Genomic DNA, 20,820 nt, shown 5'->3' with positions numbered 1-20,820 from the left:
GTCACACCTGCTCGTTCTGGGTTGCCGCGCTCACGGTCATGAGGCGCATGAGTGATTCCTGGGTGGCGTCGGTGCGGTCCACCTCGCCGGTGAGCCGGCCCTCGGCCATGGTGTAGATGCGGTCGCACAGGCCGAGCAGCTCGGGCAGTTCCGAGGAGATGACCAGTACCGCCTTGCCCTGGGCGGCCAGATCGGCGATCACCGAGTAGATCTCGGCCTTGGCGCCGACGTCGATGCCGCGGGTGGGTTCGTCGAGGATCAGCACGTCGGGCTCAGAGAAGATCCACTTGCTGAGGACGACCTTCTGCTGGTTGCCGCCGCTGAGCTTGCCGGTCTCCGCGAAGACGGACGGCGCCTTGATGTTCATCGAGGCGCGGAACTTCTCCGCGACCCGCGTCTCCTCGTGCTCGTTGACCCAGCCGCGCCGGGAGACCTTCCCGAGTGCGCTCAGCGAGATGTTGCGGCTGATGTCCTCGGTCAGGTTGAGCCCGAGCTGCTTGCGGTCCTCGGTGACGTACGCGAGGCCGTGCCCGATCGCCTCCGGAACCGTACGGGTCCTGATCTCCGTACCGTTCAGCAGCACCCGGCCGCCGGTGTACCGGCCGTAGGAGCGGCCGAAGACGCTCATCGCGAGCTCGGTGCGGCCGGCGCCCATCAGGCCGGCGACGCCGACGATCTCGCCGCTCCGCACATGGACCGAGACGTCGTCGACGACCTTGCGCTGGTGGTCGATCGGATGGAGGACCGTCCAGTCCTCGATGGCGAAGGCGACATCGCCGATGTCGGGCGTGCGCTCGGGGTAGCGGTGGTCGAGGTCGCGGCCGACCATGCCCCGGATGATGCGGTCCTCGGAGATGCCCTCGGCGCCCACGGCGACGGTCTCGATGGTCCGGCCGTCCCGGAGGATGGTGACGGAGTCGGCGACGCGGGCGATCTCGTTGAGCTTGTGCGAGATCATGATGCAGGAGATCCCCTGCGCCTTGAGTTCGAGGATGAGGTCGAGCAGTTTGCGGCTGTCCTCGTCGTTCAGCGCGGCCGTCGGCTCGTCCAGGATCAGGAGTTTGACCTCCTTGGCGAGCGCCTTGGCGATCTCCACCAACTGCTGTTTGCCCACCCCGATGTCCGCGACGCGGGTCTGCGGGTTCTCGTGCAGGCCCACCCGCTGGAGCAGCTTCTGCGCGTGGGTGAGGGTGCGGTGCCAGCTGATGATGCCGCGCGAGGCGTGCTCGTTGCCGAGGAAGATGTTCTCGGCGATGGAGAGGTAGGGCACCAGGGCGAGCTCCTGGTGGATGATCACGATGCCGTGCTGCTCGCTCGCCCGGATGTCCTTGAACGCGCACGGCGCGCCCTCGAAGAGGATGTCGCCCTCGTACGTGCCGTGCGGGTAGACCCCGCTGAGCACCTTCATCAGGGTGGACTTGCCGGCGCCGTTCTCGCCGCAGACGGCGTGGACTTCGCCGGGCGCCACACTCAGGTTGACGTCGGACAGCGCTTTGACGCCGGGGAAGGACTTGCTGATCGAACGCATCTCCAGGACGGGTCCGGCCATGATGTGCATCCGTTCGGGTCGGGTGGTGGGGGCGGTCGGCCTGGTCGTGGAGGGCCGCCCCCACCAGGGGGTTGCGGGGCCCGGCGATGGGCCGCCGCTCAGGTCGGGGACAGGTCGGGACAGGCCGGGTAACAGCGCCCCGCGGTGGGCTACTTGAGCTGACCGGCGGAGAGCTGCCCGGTGTCGACCAGCACCTTGCGGTAGTTGTCCTTGTCGACACTGATCGGCTGCAGCAGGAAGGCCGGAACGACCTTCTTGCCGTTGTTGTACTGCTTGGTGTCGTTGACCTGGGGCTTGCCGCCACTGAGCAGCGCGTCGCCCATCTGCACGGCCACCTTGGCGAGGGCGCGGGTGTCCTTGGAGACGGTCTGGGTCTGCTCGCCGGCGAGGATGGACTTCACCGACGCCAGTTCGGCGTCCTGGCCGGTGACGATGGGCAGTTCCTTGCCCGCACCGCCGTAGCCGACGCCCTTGAGCGACGACAGGATGCCGATCGAGATGCCGTCGTAGGGGGAGAGCACCGCGTCGACCCGGGCGGTCGTGTAGGACTTGCTGAGCAGGTTGTCCATCCGGGACTGCGCGAGTCCGCCGTCCCAGCGCAGGGTGGCGACCTGGTTGAAGTTGGACTGGCCGCTGCGGACGACGAGCTTCTTGTCGGCGATGTACGGCTTGAGCACGCTCATCGCGCCCTGGAAGAAGTACGGCGAGTTGTTGTCGTCCGGCGAGCCGCCGAACAGCTCGACGTTGAACGGGCCCTTGCCGTCCTTGAGGCCGAGCTTGTCGGCGATGTAGGTGCCCTGGAGGACGCCGACCTTGTAGTTGTCGAACGTGGCGTAGTAGTCGACGTTCTTGGTACCGAGGATGAGCCGGTCGTAGGAGATCACCGGGATGTCCGCGTCGGCTGCCTTCTCCAGCACATCGGTGAGCGACGAGCCGTCGACGGCGGCGATGACCAGCAGCCGGGCGCCCTTGGTGATCATGTTCTCGATCTGGGACACCTGGTTCTCCACGACGTTGTCGCCGTACTGGAGATCGGTCTTGTACCCCTTGGCCTGGAACTGCTTGACCATGTTGGCGCCGTCGTTGATCCAGCGCTCCGAGGACTTGGTGGGCATCGCGATGCCCACCAGACCGCCCTTGTCATCAGGGTGTTTCGCATGGGGGCCAACGCCGTTGGCGGCCTGCCCGCAGGCGGCCAACACCATTGTTAGCGCAACCAGGGCGACGCCCGTCGAAATCTTCCGCACACTTCCTCCAGTGATCTGCCGCGGCCGGCGAGACCCGCATACGGTCTCCGCGCGACCCCGGTGTCCTCGAATCGGTCGAGTCCCGTGGCCGGCGGGGTGCGATGAGGCGCAGGGGTCGCGCACGGATCGGGCTCGGCCGACAGGGGCCCGGTGGCTGTTGGCAAGCCCGCCGGTGCCCGGCCCGACCATGTCGCTGGCCTGGCGTTACAAGAGTGTTAACGCTAACAGAATGGGCGTCAAGGGCCCGATGGTCACCGTTTCGCATCGCAGGACGTCGCGGGGGCGACCGCCACGCGGACGGCGCCCCCGCGGATCCGCTTCAGGACGCGGCGGGCGTCCAGTCGCCCAGCCAGTCGTCGGCCTCCTGGCCGGCGGCCCGTGCATCGGTCAGCTGCGGGCGGTTGCGGCCGGCGGGGCGAGCGCCGGGGCCGGTGTTCCGGTACTCCGCGAAGCGGTCGTTCCTCCAGGAGAAGCCGCCCATGTCGGCCCACGGGGAGGTACTGACGGCCTGGCCGAGCGTCGAGAGGCTCACGGTGGTCTGCGGGTCGAGGGACGCGTCGCCGCCCGCGTGCCAGGGCCTGCCCAGGGAGAAGCCCCCGGGCGTGACAGCGCCGTCGACCGTGCTGCGGGTGATCAGGAAGCCTTTGCGGCCGGCGGCGGTGCTGGGCGCCGTGACGCAGCCTCCCGAACTGCCGTCCCACCGCTTCTTGAGAGTGAGCGACGATTGGTCGATCACGGCGGTGGCCCCACCGAAGACGAAGTCGACATTGCCCACGATGTCGGATCCCGTGACGTAGACCCGGCCCGGCTTCCTGCCTGCGGCGTCCAGCAACAGGGTGTCCTGGTCGCCCGTGATGCTCACGGAGTCGAGCAGGACCCGGTCGGCGGCGGTGCGCAGCGCCACCGCCTGGGCGCTGACGCCGGGGTGCGCCTTCTCGTCGAAGTCGTTGGAAATGGTGAGGTCGCGGGCCTCGAAGTCGTCCGCCTCGACGGCGACGGTGGCGCTGCCGGCCGTACCGTAGGTGCCCGATCCGCCCGGTTCAGGAGTGCCGGAGGCGTGGTTCTGGACGATGACGGTGTCCTTGCGGCTGCTTCCGGTGCCCTTGAGGGTGAGGTGCGGCTTGTTCGCCGGGACCTTGACCGTCTCCCGGTAGGTGCCGGGTTTGATGAGGATGACGACGCGCGAGGTGCTGTTCGCCGGAGCGGCGTCGACGGCCGCCTGCACCGTGCGGTAGCGGCCCGATCCGTCCTTGGCGACGGTGAAGGCGGTCGTGGCCGGGGACGGGGGAGGCGTGGCCGGCGCGGTGCCGATGGTGGAGCGGGGGCCGGCGCCGGATTTCACCCGCGTGGGGACGGTGGCGGCCGGGTCGAGGGTGTAGCGGTAGTACGCCTTGGGGTCGAAGGCCGTCCCGCCGCTCTCGTTGCGGCCGGTGGTGTGCGCGAAGAGGTTGCCGCGCTGCACGAGGGCGGCCGTGCGGTCCTTGGTGACCGGGTTGGCGAGGCCTTCGAAGTAGCTGTTCTCCAGCACCATCCGCGTCCTGCCGCGCGCGTAGTTGCCGTAGGCCGCGGTGATGGACGTGCCCGGGTCGTCCTGCAGGAAGTTGTTGTAGAGGTGCGCGTGCGCGACGTTGTCGACGGAGGGATTGCGCTGCTGGGTCTCGTGGAACCAGTTGTGGTGGATCGTGATGTCGGCGGTGGCGTGGTCGGTCCAGCCGATACCGAAGGCCTTGTTGTCGTGCGTCAACCGGTTCCAGGACACCGTCAGATACGTGGTGTCCTTGCGGCTGTCGATCAGTCCGTCGGCCATGTTGCGCAGATCGTTGTGATCGATCCACACATGGTGGGCACCGTCCATCTGGATGGCGTCCCAGTCGTGCGCCTTGTCGTTCCACGTGCCGGTGTACGCGTCACGGATCGTGAGGCTTCTGATGATCACGTTGTGCACGCCCTGGCCGAGGAAGAACCCTCCACCGACTATCTGGCCCGCGGTTCCCGAGCCCACGATCGTCTTGTGGGAGGCGACCTTGATCTCCCTGCCCTTGGGCGTCATGGCGATCGTCCCCGCCACGACGATGACGTACGGCTCCGTCGAGGTCGCGTACCTCTCCAGGTCGGCGAGGGTCCGCACCGTGACGATCGCGCCGCCGCGGCCGCCGTACGTGCCGTTCTGTCCCAGGGCGTCGACCGATGCGAAGCCGTCCGCGGTGGCGCGGGCCCATGCCGGGGTGGTGGTGGCCGCTTTCTGCTGTGCGTCCGCGCCGAACGCCCCGAAGGCCGCGCCGTACGTCACGCCGACCGCGGTGGTCAGCGCGACGGGGAGGCCGATCATCAGGCCGAGCCGGCGCCTGCGGTGGCGTGCCTTGTGCTGAGTGGTTTCCATGACCTCATCTGCCTGGGGGTGGTGACTGGTTGTCGCACCCACCAGTCACCACCGCGGGCGAATAGGTTGCCGCGCCTCCCACGGACCCGCCGTCCCCCGCCCGCCCCGGTCGCTCAGGAACTGCGGGCGAAGTGACCCCAGACCGCGGGTTTCCCGTCCGCCGTGACGGCGTTCACCCGATAGCTGTCGGCCCTGGCGTCCCGGCCGCCCGCGGTGTGGTCGTACTGGCCGGCGAAGACGTGCTGTCCCGCGGGGACGGTTCTGCCCGCCTTCAGCGTCCAGCGGTAGACGAGCACGTCGCCGTCCGCCCGCACGGAGAGGGCGAAGTCGTCGGCGGGCAGCGTCCGCCAGGCACCGGCGTTGTGGACACCGCCGGTCTGGGCGATGCGGAGTTCCACGCTGAGCGCGGTCAGGGTCGTGCGCGTCTTGAGGGTGACGTTGCTCTGGGCCCAGAAGCTGTTGCTGTGGGGGTCGACGGATCCGTCCGCCCACAGGGGTCCGTCCTCGGTGCGCGGACCGCTCGGCGGCGCTGCGGACGGGTGGCCGGATCCGGGGCCGGTGGACGGTGCCGAGGGTCGGCCGGTCCCGGTGGGCGGCGGCGTGCTGGGGCCCGGCTGCCGGGGCCCGGCGGCGCGGGGCGAGGAGGCGGCGGGGGAGGGGGACCGGGGTGTCTCGGGGCCGCCGACGGCGGATCCCTGCCGCGGTTCGTGACTCCGGACCACGGCACCCACGGCGAAGCCGCCCACGGCCAGGGTCGCGGCGGTCGCGAGTGTGGTGAGCGCGACCTTCGGCCAGGACAGGGCGATCCGGTTGCGGTGCCGGGCGGTGCGGGAGCCGACGGGATCGAGGGCAGTGGTGTCGGTGGCGGCGGAGGAGAACATGCCGCGCTGGACGCGGGCGAGCATGCGCGCCCGGTCCGGTTGATGGGCGGCGGCGGCCCGCCGCAGCTGACTGCGTACTTCGTCCATCAGTTCCTCCTCCCCGCCAGTTCTTCGGTGGCCCGTCCGTTGAGTGTGCGTTCGAGTTCCGCGAGAGCTTTGGACGTCTGGCTCTTCACCGTACCGACCGATATTCCGAGGGCGAGCGCGGTGTCCTTCTCCGAGAGGTCGAAGGCGTGCCGCAGCACGACGCACGCGCGTTTGCGGAAGGGGAGCCGGTCGAGCGCGACGCGGACGTCCACGACGGCCGCGACATCCGGGTCGTCCGTCCGGTCGCTGTGCCGGGTCCAGAACAGCGCGACGCGGCGGCGCTCACGGACCGCGCCGCGGATGCGGTTGCGGGCCATGTTCGTCACCACGCCCCGGGCGTAGGCGAGGGGGTGGTCGGCTCGTCGCACGCGGTCCCAGCGGTGCCAGATCGCGGTCAGCGCGTCCGCGGCGAGGTCGTCCGCCGCGTCCGCCTCGCCCGTCAGGAGATGGGCGAGGCGGCCGAGCTCGGCGTAGTGGCGCTCGAAGAAGTCGTGGAACTCGGAGGGGAACTCGGCGGATGCGTCCTCGAGAAGCATGTCCAAGGCGACCTCTCCAGGAAATGTGAGCGTTCACATATGTGGAGGCGGCAGCTTAGCAACCCCCCTGCCCGCAACCGGTCCGAGGGTGGTTCCGGGCAGCCGTTCCGGTGTCAGGAGGTGCCTCCCGATGAGGTCAGGATGCCCGCGCCGGCCTTCTTGGCGAGTGCGGCGGGCAGCCCGGCGGCGGGCTCCAGGCCCGCCGTCAGCTTGGGTGTCCAGTTCACGGACGTCTTGATCTTCTTGGAGGAGTGCTCGCCGTTGTACGCCGCGACGAGGTCGGTCACGGTGCCGTTGACCAGGTTGCCGCTGCCCGCCACCGAGCCGGTGCCGTCCCCGCTGAGCAGTTGCGAGGCCTTCCGGCCGCCGGACAGGGCCCAGTAGTTGTTCTGGGCGACGATCTGGGCCTTGGCCCGGGAGTTGATGCTGTAGCTGTGGGTGTAGTTGTTGAGCGTCGCCGTGTCGTAGTAGTTGTCGTACAGGTGTATCTGGCCGACCCTGGCGAGCGGGGCGCGCTGGACGATGCCCTGGAAGACGTTGTGGTGGAGCGTCACCCGCAGCTTGGTGTCCTTGTCGCTGCTCCCGATGAGCATGGTCTTGTCATGGTTGGCGAACCGGTTGTACTCGACGGTGACCAGGTCGGAGGCGTTGGTGATGTCCAGGGCGCCGTCGTGGACCTGGTACTCGCGCCCGAAGTAGGACGGGTTCGCCCGGTCGTAGTGCGGGCCGTCGCCGAAGGTGTTGTGGTCGGCCCACACGTGCGTGGAGCCGCGGACCGTGACCGCGTCGTACTGGGAGTTCCAGTTCCCGGTCGAGCCGTCGGTCGGGTCCCACTGGGGGAAACAGTCACGGGTGTCGGTGAGGCTGAGGTTGCGGATGATGACGTTGTCCGCGTTCTTCACCTGGAGGCTGCCGCCGACGATCGCCGCGCCCGAGCCGGGCACGCCGACGATCGTGGTGCGGGAGGGAACGGTCAGGACCACGCGTGCGGCCTGCCGGTCCTGCGCGGCGTCCCGCGCCTTCTCCTGCGTCCCGGTGGGCAGCTTGCCGCGGCCCCAGGTCGCCGGGTCGTAGGCCTTGAGGTAGGCGCTGAGCGAGTAGCCGGTGCCGGCGGCGTAGTCCGCGCAGCCGAGGGCCTTGCCCGAGTCGTCGGTGTTGGCGTCGATGACGCCCTTGACCTGGATGATCCGCGGCGCGCCGGTGGGGCCGGCCTTGAGGGCCTTGGCCAGCTGGGCCCTGGTGGAGACGGTGAAGGTGTGGGCGGTGTCGGCGGCCTGGCCGCCGGTGGTGCCCGAGCCGCTTGCGGCCCAGCCGTCGTTGGCGGGCAGGGCCGCGTGCGCGAGGTCGACGGCGGCGGCGCCGGCGCCCATGGTCAGGGGCACGACGGCGAGGCCGGCGGCCGCCAGGGAGGCGACGCCGATGAGTGCCATCAGGCGTCGGGACGGCGAGCGGCGGTGCGAGGGGGCAGACACGTGATGTCGTTCCTTCGGTGCGAAGTGAGGGTTCGGTTCTTCAGTTGCCGCGGCCGCCGGGAAGGTTGCCGCCGATCAGGAGATTTCTTCGGCGCGGGCGCCCGATGGCCGACCCGGAGCCGTCGCGGAACCGCCTACGTTGTCGATTTGTGACCAGCGCGGAGCATTGACGCCACCCTTTGTTAACGCTCACACTCTGGGGGTCGGTAACCTCGGTGCAACATTCCGGGGTGGTCGGCTGCGCGTCGGAGACCAGCCCCACCCGTTGCACCCCACGACTTCATCACCTTGAACGGAAAGCGCGATCCATGAGTGTTAACGCTAACAATCCCTCTCGGCCCAGCTACGTCCTGGGCATCGACTACGGCACGCTCTCCGGCCGCGCCGTCGTCGTCCGCGTCTCGGACGGCGCCGAGATGGGCAGCGCCGTTCACGCCTACACACACGCGGTGATCGACGACCGGTTGCCCGGCACCGGCGCCCCGCTGCCCCCGGACTGGGCCCTGCAGCATCCCGGGGACTGGCTGGACGTGATCCGCCGGGCCGTCCCCGAGGCCGTCGCCGCCGCCGGGATCGACCCCGCGGCGGTGATCGGCATCGGCACCGACTTCACCGCCTCCACCTGCCTTCCCGCCCGCGCCGACGGCACCCCGCTCTGTCTCCTCCCGGAGCTCGCCTCCCGGCCGCACGCCTGGCCCAAACTGTGGAAGCACCACGCGGCCCAGAGCCAGGCCGACCGGATCAACGCACTGGCCCATGAGCGCGGTGAGGACTGGATCGCCCGCTACGGCGGTCTGATCTCCTCCGAGTGGCAGTACGCCAAGGCCCTGCAGGTGCTGGAGGAGGACCCGGACACCTACCGGCGCACCGACCGCTGGATCGAGGCGGCGGACTGGATCGTCTGGCAGCTCACCGGGGTCGAGACCCGTAACACCTGTACGGCCGGCTACAAGGGGATCCACCAGAACGGCGGCTACCCGGCGACCGGGTACCTTGCCACCCTCAACCCCGGCTTCGCGGACTTCGCGCAGACCAGGCTGGAACACCCGCTCTCCCCGCTGGGCGGCCGGGCCGGCGGCCTGACGGCCGCGGCCGCCGCCTGGACGGGGCTCCCGGAGGGCATCGCCGTCGCGGTCGGCAACGTGGACGCGCACGTCACCGCCCCGGCGGCCCGCTCGGCCGGAGCCGGCGAACTGCTCGCCGTGATGGGCACCTCCACCTGCCACATCCTCAACGGCGAGAAGGTCGCCGAGGTCCCCGGCATGTGCGGAGTGGTGGACGGGGGAGTGGTCGACGGGCTGTGGGGCTACGAAGCCGGCCAGAGCGGCGTCGGCGACATCTTCGGCTGGTTCGTCGAGCACGGCGTACCGCCCGTCTACCACGCGCAGGCCGCCGCCGAGGACATCAGCGTGCACGAGCTGCTGTCCCGGCTGGCCGCGGACCAACCGGTCGGCGGACACGGCCTGGTGGCGCTCGACTGGTGGAACGGCAACCGCTCGGTCCTGGTCGACCACCGGCTCTCCGGAGTGCTGGTCGGTGCCACGCTGTCCACCCGGCCGCCCGAGATCTACCGGGCGCTGCTGGAGTCGACCGCCTTCGGCACCCGGGTCATCGTCGAGGCCTTCGAGAACGCCGGAGTCCCGGTCACCCGCTTCACCGCGGCCGGCGGCCTCACCAAGAACCCGCTGCTGATGCAGATCTACGCGGACGTACTGCGCCGCCCGCTGAGCGTCGCGGCCTCCGAGCAGGCACCGGCGCTGGGCTCGGCCATCCACGCCGCGGTGGCGGCCGGAGCCTATGGGAGCGTCCTGGCCGCGGCCGAGGTGATGGGCCGGGTGCACGAGGACCAGTACCTGCCCGACACGGCCCGCGCCGACGCGTACGACCGGCTGTTCGCCGAGTACCGCGCCCTGCACGACCTGCTCGGAGGCGAGCACAAGGGCGTGCTGCACCGGTTGCGCGAACTGCGCAACGAGACCGGCACCCCTGTCGCCAACTGACCCGCACGGAAGGCCGCCCTCATGACCGACCCCACGATCGACCCCGCGACCGCCGCCGCGATCCAGCTGATCCGGCAGCAGGTCAGTGATCTGCACCAGGAGCTCGTCCGCTACCAGCTCGTGGTGTGGACGGCCGGCAACGTCTCGGCCCGCGTACCGGGCCACGACCTGATGGTCATCAAGCCCAGCGGCGTCTCCTACGACGACCTGACGCCCGAGAACATGATCCTCTGCGACCTGGACGGCCAGGTCCTCGAAGGCAGCCACAACCCCTCCTCGGACACCGCCGCCCACGCCTACGTCTACCGCCACATGCCCGAAGTGGGCGGTGTGGTGCACACCCACTCCACCTACGCCACCGGCTGGGCGGCCCGCGGTGAGGCGGTGCCCTGCGTCGTCACCGCGATGGCGGACGAGTTCGGCGCGGAGATCCCCGTCGGCCCGTTCGCGCTGATCGGCGACGACTCGATCGGCCAGGGCATCGTGGCCACCCTCAAGGGCCACCGCTCGCCCGCCGTGCTGATGCAGAGCCACGGCGTGTTCACCATCGGCAAGGACGCCAAGGCCGCCGTCAAGGCCGCCGTGATGTGCGAGGACGTCGCCCGCACCGTCCACATCTCCCGCCAGCTCGGGGAACCGGTCGGCATCGCCGCGCCGGACATCGACTCGCTCTACGACCGCTATCAGAACGTGTACGGCCAGCAGCCCGCCGGCCGCGAAGGAGCCCAGTGATGAAATCGCTCGAAGGCCGTGAAGTCTGGTTCCTCACCGGAAGCCAGGGGCTCTACGGACCGGACACGCTCCAGCAGGTCGCCGAGCAGTCCCGGCAGATCGCCGAGACGCTCAACGACAGTGCGGACGTTGCGGTCCGGGTGAAGTGGCTGCCCGTCCTCACCGACGCGGAGGCGATCCGGCGGGTCTGTCTCGACGCCAACGCCGCGGACGACTGCGTCGGCGTGATCTCCTGGATGCACACGTTCTCCCCGGCCAAGATGTGGATCTCCGGCCTCGACGCGCTGCGCAAGCCGATGCTGCACCTGCACACCCAGGCCAACCGGGCACTGCCGTGGGGCTCCATCGACATGGACTTCATGAACCTGAACCAGGCGGCCCACGGCGACCGCGAGTTCGGGTACATCCAGTCGCGGCTGGGAGTGGCCCGCAAGACGGTCGCCGGACACGTCAGCGACCCGTCGGTGACCCGGCGCATCGCTGCCTGGGCCCGCGCCGCCGCAGGACACGCGGCGCTGCGCACCCTGCGGGTGGCGCGTTTCGGCGACAACATGCGCGATGTCGCGGTCACCGAGGGCGACAAGGTCGAGGCGCAGCTGCGGTTCGGCGTCTCGGTCAACACCTACGGGGTCAACGACCTGGTCGCCGTGGTGGACGCGGTGGCCGACGCCGACGTCACCGAGCTGGCCAAGGAGTACCAGGAGAGCTACCGGCTCACGCCCGAACTGCGCCTCGGGGCCGGGCGGCACGACGCGCTGCGGTACGCGGCGCGGATCGAACTCGGCATGCGCGCGTTCCTCACCGACGGTGGTTTCCAGGCGTTCACCACCAACTTCGAGGACCTCGGAGGGCTGCGCCAGCTGCCCGGTCTGGCCGTGCAGCGCCTGATGGCGGACGGCTACGGCTTCGGTGGCGAGGGGGACTGGAAGACCGCCGCGCTGCTGCGCACGCTGAAGGCGATGTCCGCCGGTCTGCCCGGCGGGACCTCGTTCATGGAGGACTACACCTACCACCTGGAGGCCGGGCAGGAGGTCATCCTCGGCGCGCACATGCTGGAGGTCTGCCCGTCGATCGCCGCCGAGGTCCCCTCGTGCGAGATCCACCCCCTGGGCATCGGCGGCCGGGAGGACCCCGTCCGGCTGGTCTTCGAAGCCACCCCGGGCCCGGCGGTGGTCGTGGGCCTCGCCGACATGGGGGACCGGTTCCGGCTGGTCGCCAACGAGATCGACGTGGTCGCCGCCGCCGAGCCGCTGCCGAACCTGCCGGTGGCGCACGCGGTGTGGAAGCCGCGACCCGACCTGCGGACCTCGACCGAGGCGTGGCTCACGGCCGGCGGCCCGCACCACACCGTGCTCTCCAGTGCCGTCGGCACGGAGGAGCTCGAGGACTTCGCGGAGATGGCCGGAGCGGAACTCCTGGTCATCGACGCGGAGACCACGATGCGTCAGTTCACCAAGGAGATCCGCTGGAACCAGGCGTACCACCGCCTGGCGCGAGGTTTCTGAGCGGCTTCGGCCGAATTCGCAGTCGTACCACCCAGGTCACACATCGCAGGGTTTTTCCCGGCTCAAAGGAGAGTGCACGATGTCCCTCACCGCTTCCACCCCAGCAAGACCCCGTACGCGCGGCACCGCCGCGGCCCTTCTGGCCGTGGCGCTGTGCGTGTCGCTCGCCGCCTGCGGAGGGGCGGGCAAGAAGGCCGCCGCGGGCAGCGGCACGGACGCGAGCGGTGCCAAGAAGCTGGTCTTCGGCTTCTCCCAGGTCGGCTCCGAGAGCGGCTGGCGCGCCGCCAACACCAAGTCCATCCAGGACGCGGCGAAGGCCGCCGGCTTCGAGCTCAAGTTCTCCGACGCGCAGCAGAAGCAGGAGAACCAGATAGCCGCGATCCGCACCTTCATCCAGCAGAAGGTGGACGTCATCGGCTTCTCGCCGGTGGTTGTGACGGGCTGGGACACCGTACTGAAGGAAGCGAAGACCGCCGGCATCCCGGTGATCCTCACCGACCGGGCGATCGACACGCAGGACAAGTCCCTCTACAAGACCTTCATCGGCTCGGACTTCGTCAAGGAGGGGACCTCCGCGGGCCAGTGGCTGGTCGACGCGGAGAAGAGCAACACCGGCACGGTGAACATCGCGGAACTCGAGGGCACCACCGGCTCCGCCCCCGCCATCGACCGCAAGAAGGGGTTCGAGGACCTGGTCCTCAAGGACCCCAAGTTCAAGCTGGTCGCGGACCAGACCGGTGACTTCACCCGCGCCAAGGGCAAGGAGGTCATGACGGCCTTCCTGAAGGCGCACAAGGACATCGACGTGCTCTTCGCCCACAACGACGACATGGCGATGGGTGCCATCCAGGCGATCGAGGAAGCGGGCCTCAAGCCGGGCAAGGACATCCGCATCGTCTCGATCGACGGGGTCAAGGACGCCTTCCAGGCGATGGCCGACGGCAAGATCGAGGTCGTGGTCGAGTGCAACCCGCTGATCGGCCCGCAGGTCATGGACCTCGTGCGCAAGCTCAAGGACAAGGCCGAGGTACCGGCCCGGGTGGAGTCCAAGGAGAGCGTCTTCACCAAGGACAAGGCAGCGGCAGAGCTCCCCAACCGCCAGTACTGATGCCAGTACAGCTCCGGTGATCCGGGACGGGTGCGCCCCAGGGGGCGCCCCGGCCCCGGCCGGAGCCTGAGCGGCCCGAGGAGAGGAGCTCCCATGTCGACGCCGCAGCCCAGCCCCGCTCAACCCGTCCTCCGGATGACCGGCATCACCAAGGAGTTCGCCGGCGTCCGGGCGCTCTCCGACGTCGGTCTCGAGCTGTACCCCGGCGAGGTGCACGCCCTGATGGGCGAGAACGGCGCCGGGAAGTCCACCCTGATCAAAGTGCTGACCGGGGTGCACGAGGCGGAGGCCGGGACGGTCACGCTCGACGGCCGCCCGGTCCGTTTCGCCGGCCCGCTGCAGGCGCAGCAGGCCGGTGTCAGCACCGTGTACCAGGAGGTCAACCTCTGCCCCAACCTGTCGGTCGCGGAGAACATCTTCCTCGGCCGCGAGCCCCGCAGGCTCGGCCGCATCGCCTGGTCCGAACTGCGCCGCCGCGCCCGTGACCTGCTGGCCGGTCTCGATCTGCAGATCGACGTCCGCGCGCCGCTGGACACCCTTCCGCTCGCCCTGCAGCAGATGGTCGCCATCGCCCGCGCCGTGGACATCCGGGCGAAGGTGCTGATCCTCGACGAGCCCACCTCCAGCCTGGACCGCGAGGAGGTGACGCAGCTGTTCAAGGTGATCCGCCGGCTGCGCGGTGAGGGCGTGGCGATCCTGTTCGTGACGCACTTCCTGGACCAGGTCTACGACGTGTCCGACCGGATCACCGTGCTCCGCGACGGCCGTCTCGTCGGTGAGTACCGCACCGCGCAACTGCCGCAGATCGAGCTGGTGTCGGCGATGCTCGGACAGGAGCTCGGTGAGCTCACCGAGCGGGGACGGGGCGACCGGGAGCGTCCGGCCGGAACCCCGTTCGCCGAGGCGCACGCCCTGGGGCGCAAGGGCGCCATCGCGCCGTTCGACCTCGCCGTGCGCCCGGGGGAGGTGCTGGGCCTGGCCGGGCTGCTCGGCGCGGGTCGCTCGGAGACCGCCCGGCTGCTGGCCGGCGCCGACCGCGCCGACTCCGGCAGTCTCACGGTCGACGGGCGGTCCGTGACCCTGCGCAGCCCCCGCGCCGCCGTCCGGCGCGGTATCGCCTTCTGTTCGGAGAACCGCAGGAGCGAGGGGATCATCCCCGATCTGACGGTCCGGGAGAACATCGTCCTCGCCCTGCAGGCCGCCCGCGGCTGGGTCAGGGCGCTGCCCGCCCGCCGGACGGAGGAGCTGGTCGCGCACTGGATCTCCGCCCTGCACATCCACCCCGCCGACCCCGAGGCGGTCGTCCGGAACCTGAGCGGCGGCAACCAGCAGAAGGTGCTGCTCGCCCGCTGGCTGATCACCGAACCGAAACTGCTGATCCTGGACGAGCCGACCCGCGGCATCGACATCGGGGCCAAGGCCGAGATCCAGCGGCTGGTGGCCTCGCTCGCCGCGGACGGCATGGCGGTGGTCTATGTCTCCGCCGAACTCGAAGAGGTGCTGAGCCTGTCCGACACTGTCGCGGTGCTGCGCGACCGCGAGCTCGTGGCGACGCTTGCCAACACCGAAGAACTCACCTTGGACCGGCTGATGGAGACCATCGCGACCGGAGGGACCCACTGATGCCGCCCCTCGTCACCAGGCTGGCCGCCCACCGGCTGTTCTGGCCGCTCGCGCTGCTCGCCGCCCTGCTGGTCACCAACGTCGTCTACACCCCCGACTTCTTCTCGATCCAGATCCGCGACGGCCACCTCTTCGGCAGCCTGATCGACATCCTGCGGCTCGGCTCCCCGCTGCTGCTGGTAGCCCTCGGCATGACCCTGGTCATCGCCATCGGCGGGATCGACCTGTCGGTCGGCGCGGTCGTCGCCATCTCCGGCGCCGTCGCCTGCCTGAACATCAGTGACCTCGCCGACCAGCACAGCGCCGGCGGAGTCGTCGTCGCGGTCCTGATCGCGCTGGGCGTCTGCATCGCCCTGGGCGTGTGGAACGGTGTGCTGGTCGCCGGGATCGGCATGCAGCCGATCATCGCCACCCTGATCCTGATGGTCGCGGGGCGCGGCGTCGCACAGATGATCACCAGCGGCCGGATCATCACGGTCAACAGCGAGCCCTACCACCTGATCGGCGGCGGCTACGAACTCGGCCTCCCGCTCTCGGTACTGATCGCCGCGGCGGTGCTCGTGCTGACCGGCCTGGTCGTGCGGCGCACCGCACTGGGGCTGCTGCTCGAGTCGGTCGGCGGCAACAAGGAGGCCAGCCGGCTCGTCGGCATCCGGGCCCGGGGCCTGACCATCGCGGTCTACGCGTTCTGCGCGCTGTGCGCGGCGGGCGCCGGACTGATGATCAGCTCCAACGTGGCCGCCGCCGACGGGAACAACGCCGGCCTGTGGATCGAACTCGACGCGATTCTCGCCGTCGTCATCGGCGGCACGTCACTCACCGGAGGCCGCTTCCACCTCGGCGGCACCGCCATCGGCGCCCTCGTCATCCAGACGCTCTCCACCACGGTCTACACCGTCGGAGTGCCGCCCGAGACGACGCTGGTGTTCAAGGCGCTGGTCGTGATGGCGGTCTGCCTCCTGCAGTCCCCGGCGTTCCGCGCCAAAGTGCTGTCGCGCAAGGCGCCCCGCCGACCGGGCACCGCCGGCGGCGCACGTGCGGACGCCACCGCGCAACGCCCCGGCGCCCCCCGGGACCACGCACCGGCCAACGACGCCCAGAGCCCGAAGGAGGCGACCGCCCTATGAGCGCGACCCAGCCCCGCGCAGCCGCCGGCCGCGGCGTGCGCACCTTCCTGGCCCAGCACCGCGACTACGTCCCGGTCATGGCCACCGCAGTCCTGTTCGCGCTGACCCTGGAAGCGGGCAACTACCGCTACCTGGACTTCCTGGCCGGGCAGACCATCGCCAACCTCTTCGTGGACAACGCGTTCCTGCTGGTCATCGCGGTCGGGATGACGTTCGTGATCCTCACCGGCGGCATCGACCTCTCCGTCGGAGCCGTCGCCGCGCTCTCCACGATGCTGTGCGCCACCCTCGTCCAGCAGCACGGATGGCCGCCGGCCCTGGTCATCCCGCTGGTCCTGGCGGTCGGCGCCCTGATCGGTGGCGCCATGGGCTACGCCATCCACCACTTCGAGGTCCAGCCCTTCATCGCGACCCTCGCCGGGATGTTCTTCGCCCGCGGCCTGTGCTACCTGATCAGCACCAACTCGATCCCGATCGACGACCCGGTCTTCACCACCCTGGCGCAGTCCCATGTCACCTTCCCCGGCGGTGTGTTCATCTCCTGGTCGGTGGTGATCGCGCTCGCCGCCGTCGCCATCGCGTTCCTGACGCTGCACTACACGGGCTTCGGCCGCGCGGTGTACGCGGTCGGCGGCAACGCGCAGTCGGCACTGCTGATGGGTGTCCCGGTCGGCCGGACCGTGATCCGCGCCTACACGGTCAGCGGCCTGTGCTCGGCGCTGGGCGGAGTGCTGTTCACGCTCTACACACTGTCCGGCTACAGCCTGCACCTCGTCGGCACGGAACTCGACGCGATCGCCGCCGTCGTGATCGGCGGGACGATCCTGTCCGGCGGCTCCGGCTATGTCCTGGGCACCCTGCTGGGCGTCCTCGTCCTCGGGGTCATCAAGACCATCATCACCTTCGAAGGCACGCTCAGCTCCTGGTGGACGAAGATCGCGGTCGGCACGCTGCTGTTCGCCTTCGTCCTGCTGCAGCGCCTGATGACGTCCCGCCGGCGGGCCTGACCTCGCGTCAGCACGCCTGACCGACCGGACGACCAGCAGCCGCACGGCCGCGCTCCTGACCGCGCGGCCGTGCGGCACGGGGGCGAACGACCGCCCGCCACCCCGTCGGGCACCGGACCACCCGTACCCCCCTCGCGCCATGGAATCCACCCTTCCCCACCTTTCAAGGGAGACCCATGCAATTCGCCAGGTCCCTTCGACCACGCCGTCAGCACCGGCGACGGCTGCGTACCACTGCCGCCCTCGCCACGAGCGCGGCGCTGCTCACCGTCGCCTTCGTCCCCCTCGCGGCCACCCCCGCGTCGGCGGCCGCCACCCTCGCCGGGCACTGGGCCCTGGACGAGGCCACCGGCAGTACCGCGGCCGACGACTCCGGCGGCGCCCACCCCGGCACCCTCGCGGCCGGAGCCACGCACGCGGCCGGGCAGGTGGGAGCCGGCAGCGTCGCGACGAACGGCACCGGCACCGGCAACGTCGACCTCGGTGCCCCGATCGTCGACACCTCCGCGTCCTTCAGCGTCTCCGCCTGGGTGAAGCTCAACACCACCGACGGCTACCAGACGGCCGTCAGCGTCGACGGCGGTCAGGTCAGCGGCTTCTACCTCGGACTGCGCGGAGACACCGGGACGTTCGCCTTCGCCCGGCTGCCCTCCGACACCCCCGGGACGGCGGCCGTCGCGGCCGCCGCCGACGCTCCGACCGTCGGGACCTGGTACCACCAGGTCCCGACGCTCCGACCGTCGGGACCTGGTACCACCTGACCGGGGTCCAGGACGCCGCGGCCGGCACGCTCGCGCTCTACGTCGACGGCAAGCCGCAGACGACCGTCCCCTACACCACCCCGTGGAAGGCCGCCGGGCACGCGGTGGTCGGCCGCGGCAAGTACGCCGGGAATCCGGTGGACTTCCTCAGCGGAGGCGTGGACGACGTGCGGTTCCACACCGGCGCGCTCGACGCGTCCGCGGTGACCGCACTGGACCGGCCCGCGCAGTGGGCGTTCGACGCGGGCAGCGGAACCTCCGCCGTGGACAGCTCCGGCCACGGCCACCCCCTCACCCTGGGCGCGACGGCAGCCTGGACCACCGGCAGGACCGGCGGCCACGCGCTGCGGTCCAACGCGACGGCCGCCTCGTCCGCGACCTCCACCACCGCCGCCACGGACACCTCGCAGCCGTTCTCGGTCTCGGCCTGGGTCAAGCTCAACACCCTCACCGGATACCAGACCTTCGCGAGCCTGGACGGGACCGCCGTCTCCGGCTTCTACCTGCAACTGCGCGGGGACACCGGCAAGTTCGCCTTCACCCGGCTGGCGTCCGACAGCTCATCGGCCGAAGCGCGCCACGCCGACGCGACGGCCGCGCCCGTCGCCGGCACCTGGTACCACCTCGCCGGCGTCAGTGACAACGCGTCCGGCCGGCTGAGGCTGTACGTCAACGGCATCCTGCAGTCCACGGTCGCCTACACCACCCCGTGGAAGGCGTCCGCGGGCACAGCGGTCGGCCGCGGCAAGTACAACGGCAACCCGGCCGACTTCGCCGACGCCACCATCGACGACGTGGTGATCCACGACCATCCGGTCACCGCGCCCGAGCTGGAGACGATCCTCGGCCAGGGCAACGGCACCCTCTCCGTCGACGCGGGCACCGCCGCGCACGCACTGCCCGGTGACTTCTTCGGCCTGATGACCGAGGACATCAACCACTCGGGCGAGGGCGGCCTCTACGGCGAACTGCTGCAGAACCGCTCCCTGATGGCCGGCAACAACCCGGACCCGTGGTCCGCCGTCGGCTCCACCGGCGGCTCGGCGAGCATCGCGCTGGACACGGCGAACCCGCTCAACACCGCGCTGACCCGCTCGCTGAAGGTCTCCCTGGCCAAGGCCACGGCCGGCAACCGGGCAGGGGTCGCCAACGGCGGCTTCTGGGGCATCCCCGTCAAGCCGTCCACCACCTACACCGCGTCGCTGTACGCCAAGGCCGCCCCCGGCTTCACCGGTCCGCTCAAGCTCTCCCTGGAGAGCACCGCGGGCACGCCGTACGCGACGGCCACCATCCCCGCCCTGACGAGCGGCTGGAAGAAGTACACCGTCACTCTGAAGACCGCGGCCGGCGCTCCCACCAGCTCCACCAACCGCTTCGTGCTCTCCTCGGAGAGCGCGACGGGGGCCACCTTGTGGCTGAGCAACGTCTCGCTCTTCCCGCCCACCTACAACAACCGCCCCAACGGCCTGCGGGTCGATCTGATGGAGAAGATGAAGGCCCTCAAGCCCTCCTTCATCCGGCTGCCGGGCGGCAACTACCTCGAGGGCAACACGGTCGCCGAACGCTTCGACTGGAAGAAGACCCTCGGCGCGACCGAGAGCCGGCCCGGCCACCAGGACCCCTGGGGCTACTGGTCCACGGACGGCCTCGGCCTGCTGGAATACCTCGAGTGGTGCGAGGACCTCGGCGCCCAGCCCCTCCTGGGGGTCTACGCCGGGTACTCCCTGCAGCACGACGTCGTCCCGCTGGACCAGCTCGGACCGTACGTCCAGGACGCCCTGGACGAGATCCAGTACGTCACCGGCGCCGTCACGACCCCCTGGGGGGCGAAGCGCGCCGCCGACGGGCACCCCGCGCCGTTCCCCCTCAAGTACGTCGAGATCGGCAACGAGGACTGGTTCGACACCACCGGCAGCTACGACGGCGGCAACGGCCGCTACGCGCAGTTCCACGATGCCATCCGGGCGGCCTACCCCGCGCTCAAGCTGATCGCCACGACGGGCGTCTCCGCGCGCACTCCGGATGTGGTGGATCTGCACAACTACCGTTCGCCCGGCTGGTTCAACGCGAACTCCCACGCGTACGACACCTATTCGCGCAGCGGCCCGAAGGTGTTCGAGGGGGAGTGGGCCTCCCAGATCGGCCGGCCGACCCCGAACCTGGCGGGCGCGATCGGTGACGCCTCCTGGCTCACCAATCTGCAGCGCAACTCCGACGTGGTGGCGATGGAGGCGTACGCCCCGCTGCTGGCCAACGTCAACAGCGTCCAGTGGAACACCAACCTGATCGCCTTCGACGCCTCGACCAGTTACAACTCGCCCAGCGCCTACGTGCAGCAGATGATGGCCGCCGCACACGGCGATCAGATCCTGTCCGCCTCGTACGCCGGCACCAGCACCGTCAACCACGTGGTCAGCCGCTCGTCCAGCACCGGGAAGTACTACGTCACCGTCGTGAACCCGGGCGGCAACGCGCAGGCGATCACCGTTCGTCTGACGGGGGCCGGCGCGGCCGTCCCGACCACCGGCACCGCGGTCACCCTGACCTCCGCCAGTCCCTCCGACACCAACACGATCACCGACCCCCACCACGTCGTCCCGGTCACGACCGCGGTGACCGGCCTGGGAGCCACCTTCACCCGCACCTTCCCGGCCAACTCGGTGACCCAACTCACCATCGGCTGAGCGGAAGCACGTCCCGCGCGGCGGCGGCCGACCACTTCGCGTGGCCGGTCGCCTTCGCGCGCCCGAAGGCGCTGAGGGCAAGCGCTTGCTCGCCAACTCCCTCTGGACACAGGGATGCTCA

15 protein-coding genes are annotated in these 20,820 nt (G+C 70.2%); 9 read left to right on the top strand and 6 right to left on the bottom strand.

What is annotated here, in order from left to right; genetic code table 11:
* Nucleotide 1: 1 nt before the first annotated feature.
* From mmsA to O3X23_RS09800, 6 genes are all read right to left on the bottom strand, one after another.
* The gene (gene mmsA / locus O3X23_RS09825; RefSeq protein WP_269270869.1) at nt 2–1,549 is read right to left on the bottom strand and encodes a multiple monosaccharide ABC transporter ATP-binding protein; all 1,548 of its coding nucleotides are present in this window, start codon (nt 1,547–1,549) and stop codon (nt 2–4) included.
* A gap of 149 nt (nt 1,550–1,698) precedes the next feature.
* On the bottom strand, nt 1,699–2,754 hold the full coding sequence (gene chvE, locus O3X23_RS09820) for a multiple monosaccharide ABC transporter substrate-binding protein (protein WP_269270967.1): 1,056 nt from the start codon (nt 2,752–2,754) through the stop codon (nt 1,699–1,701).
* Nucleotides 2,755–3,115: 361 nt separating this feature from the next.
* Nucleotides 3,116–5,176 carry a pectinesterase family protein gene (locus tag O3X23_RS09815; protein ID WP_269270868.1) on the bottom strand — a complete coding sequence of 687 codons (2,061 nt, stop codon included), beginning with the start codon at nt 5,174–5,176 and terminating at the stop codon, nt 3,116–3,118.
* A gap of 113 nt (nt 5,177–5,289) precedes the next feature.
* On the bottom strand, nt 5,290–6,144 hold the full coding sequence (locus O3X23_RS09810; protein WP_269270867.1) for a hypothetical protein: 855 nt from the start codon (nt 6,142–6,144) through the stop codon (nt 5,290–5,292).
* Nucleotides 6,144–6,680, bottom strand: a complete 537-nt coding sequence (locus O3X23_RS09805; RefSeq protein WP_269270966.1) for a SigE family RNA polymerase sigma factor — start codon at nt 6,678–6,680, stop codon at nt 6,144–6,146. The genes O3X23_RS09810 and O3X23_RS09805 overlap by 1 nt, the downstream gene beginning before the upstream one ends.
* Nucleotides 6,681–6,793: 113 nt before the next feature.
* Nucleotides 6,794–8,152, bottom strand: a complete 1,359-nt coding sequence (locus tag O3X23_RS09800) for a pectate lyase family protein (protein ID WP_269270866.1) — start codon at nt 8,150–8,152, stop codon at nt 6,794–6,796.
* Nucleotides 8,153–8,460: 308 nt separating this feature from the next.
* Between O3X23_RS09800 and araB the strand changes: the two genes are divergently transcribed.
* From araB to O3X23_RS09755, 9 genes are all read left to right on the top strand, one after another.
* Nucleotides 8,461–10,152 carry a ribulokinase gene (gene araB / locus O3X23_RS09795; RefSeq protein ID WP_269270865.1) on the top strand — a complete coding sequence of 564 codons (1,692 nt, stop codon included), beginning with the start codon at nt 8,461–8,463 and terminating at the stop codon, nt 10,150–10,152.
* A 21-nt stretch (nt 10,153–10,173) separates the two neighbouring features.
* The gene (locus O3X23_RS09790) at nt 10,174–10,884 is read left to right on the top strand and encodes an L-ribulose-5-phosphate 4-epimerase (protein ID WP_269270864.1); all 711 of its coding nucleotides are present in this window, start codon (nt 10,174–10,176) and stop codon (nt 10,882–10,884) included.
* A complete protein-coding gene (gene araA / locus O3X23_RS09785) occupies nt 10,884–12,389 on the top strand; it encodes an L-arabinose isomerase (RefSeq protein ID WP_269270863.1) in 1,506 nt (501 codons plus the stop codon). The genes O3X23_RS09790 and araA overlap by 1 nt, the downstream gene beginning before the upstream one ends.
* Nucleotides 12,390–12,468: 79 nt before the next feature.
* Complete coding sequence (locus O3X23_RS09780; RefSeq protein WP_269270862.1) at nt 12,469–13,497, top strand: ABC transporter substrate-binding protein; 1,029 nt, start codon at nt 12,469–12,471, stop codon at nt 13,495–13,497.
* A 93-nt stretch (nt 13,498–13,590) separates the two neighbouring features.
* Nucleotides 13,591–15,120 (top strand): sugar ABC transporter ATP-binding protein, encoded by a 1,530-nt coding sequence (locus O3X23_RS09775; protein ID WP_269270861.1) that lies wholly within the window; start codon nt 13,591–13,593, stop codon nt 15,118–15,120.
* Nucleotides 15,120–16,247, top strand: a complete 1,128-nt coding sequence (locus O3X23_RS09770) for an ABC transporter permease (RefSeq protein WP_269270860.1) — start codon at nt 15,120–15,122, stop codon at nt 16,245–16,247. Before O3X23_RS09775 ends, O3X23_RS09770 begins: the two co-directional genes overlap by 1 nt.
* Complete coding sequence (gene yjfF / locus O3X23_RS09765; protein WP_269270859.1) at nt 16,244–17,254, top strand: galactofuranose ABC transporter, permease protein YjfF; 1,011 nt, start codon at nt 16,244–16,246, stop codon at nt 17,252–17,254. The genes O3X23_RS09770 and yjfF overlap by 4 nt, the downstream gene beginning before the upstream one ends.
* A 176-nt stretch (nt 17,255–17,430) precedes the next feature.
* Nucleotides 17,431–18,015 (top strand): LamG-like jellyroll fold domain-containing protein, encoded by a 585-nt coding sequence (locus O3X23_RS09760; protein ID WP_269270965.1) that lies wholly within the window; start codon nt 17,431–17,433, stop codon nt 18,013–18,015.
* Nucleotides 17,964–20,699, top strand: coding sequence for a LamG-like jellyroll fold domain-containing protein (locus O3X23_RS09755; protein ID WP_269270964.1), 2,736 nt, complete (start codon nt 17,964–17,966; stop codon nt 20,697–20,699). Before O3X23_RS09760 ends, O3X23_RS09755 begins: the two co-directional genes overlap by 52 nt.
* The last annotated feature ends 121 nt before the right edge of the window (nt 20,700–20,820 follow it).

This window comes from Streptomyces sp. H39-S7 (genome assembly GCF_027158205.1).
Taxonomy (GTDB): domain Bacteria; phylum Actinomycetota; class Actinomycetes; order Streptomycetales; family Streptomycetaceae; genus Actinacidiphila.
Note: the sequence above shows the minus strand (reverse complement) of the source record. Positions and strands in the feature narration are given on the sequence as shown.

What these genes read in the sequence shown, in the direction of transcription:
- mmsA (WP_269270869.1), bottom strand. Translation starts at nt 1,549, where the DNA reads ATGGCCGGACCCGTCCTGGAGATGCGTTCGATCAGCAAGTCCTTCCCC.
- chvE (WP_269270967.1), bottom strand. Translation starts at nt 2,754, where the DNA reads ATGGTGTTGGCCGCCTGCGGGCAGGCCGCCAACGGCGTTGGCCCCCAT.
- O3X23_RS09815 (WP_269270868.1), bottom strand. Translation starts at nt 5,176, where the DNA reads ATGGAAACCACTCAGCACAAGGCACGCCACCGCAGGCGCCGGCTCGGC.
- O3X23_RS09810 (WP_269270867.1), bottom strand. Translation starts at nt 6,144, where the DNA reads ATGGACGAAGTACGCAGTCAGCTGCGGCGGGCCGCCGCCGCCCATCAA.
- O3X23_RS09805 (WP_269270966.1), bottom strand. Translation starts at nt 6,680, where the DNA reads ATGCTTCTCGAGGACGCATCCGCCGAGTTCCCCTCCGAGTTCCACGAC.
- araB (WP_269270865.1), top strand. Translation starts at nt 8,461, where the DNA reads ATGAGTGTTAACGCTAACAATCCCTCTCGGCCCAGCTACGTCCTGGGC.
- O3X23_RS09790 (WP_269270864.1), top strand. Translation starts at nt 10,174, where the DNA reads ATGACCGACCCCACGATCGACCCCGCGACCGCCGCCGCGATCCAGCTG.
- araA (WP_269270863.1), top strand. Translation starts at nt 10,884, where the DNA reads ATGAAATCGCTCGAAGGCCGTGAAGTCTGGTTCCTCACCGGAAGCCAG.
- O3X23_RS09780 (WP_269270862.1), top strand. Translation starts at nt 12,469, where the DNA reads ATGTCCCTCACCGCTTCCACCCCAGCAAGACCCCGTACGCGCGGCACC.
- O3X23_RS09775 (WP_269270861.1), top strand. Translation starts at nt 13,591, where the DNA reads ATGTCGACGCCGCAGCCCAGCCCCGCTCAACCCGTCCTCCGGATGACC.
- O3X23_RS09770 (WP_269270860.1), top strand. Translation starts at nt 15,120, where the DNA reads ATGCCGCCCCTCGTCACCAGGCTGGCCGCCCACCGGCTGTTCTGGCCG.
- yjfF (WP_269270859.1), top strand. Translation starts at nt 16,244, where the DNA reads ATGAGCGCGACCCAGCCCCGCGCAGCCGCCGGCCGCGGCGTGCGCACC.
- O3X23_RS09760 (WP_269270965.1), top strand. Translation starts at nt 17,431, where the DNA reads ATGCAATTCGCCAGGTCCCTTCGACCACGCCGTCAGCACCGGCGACGG.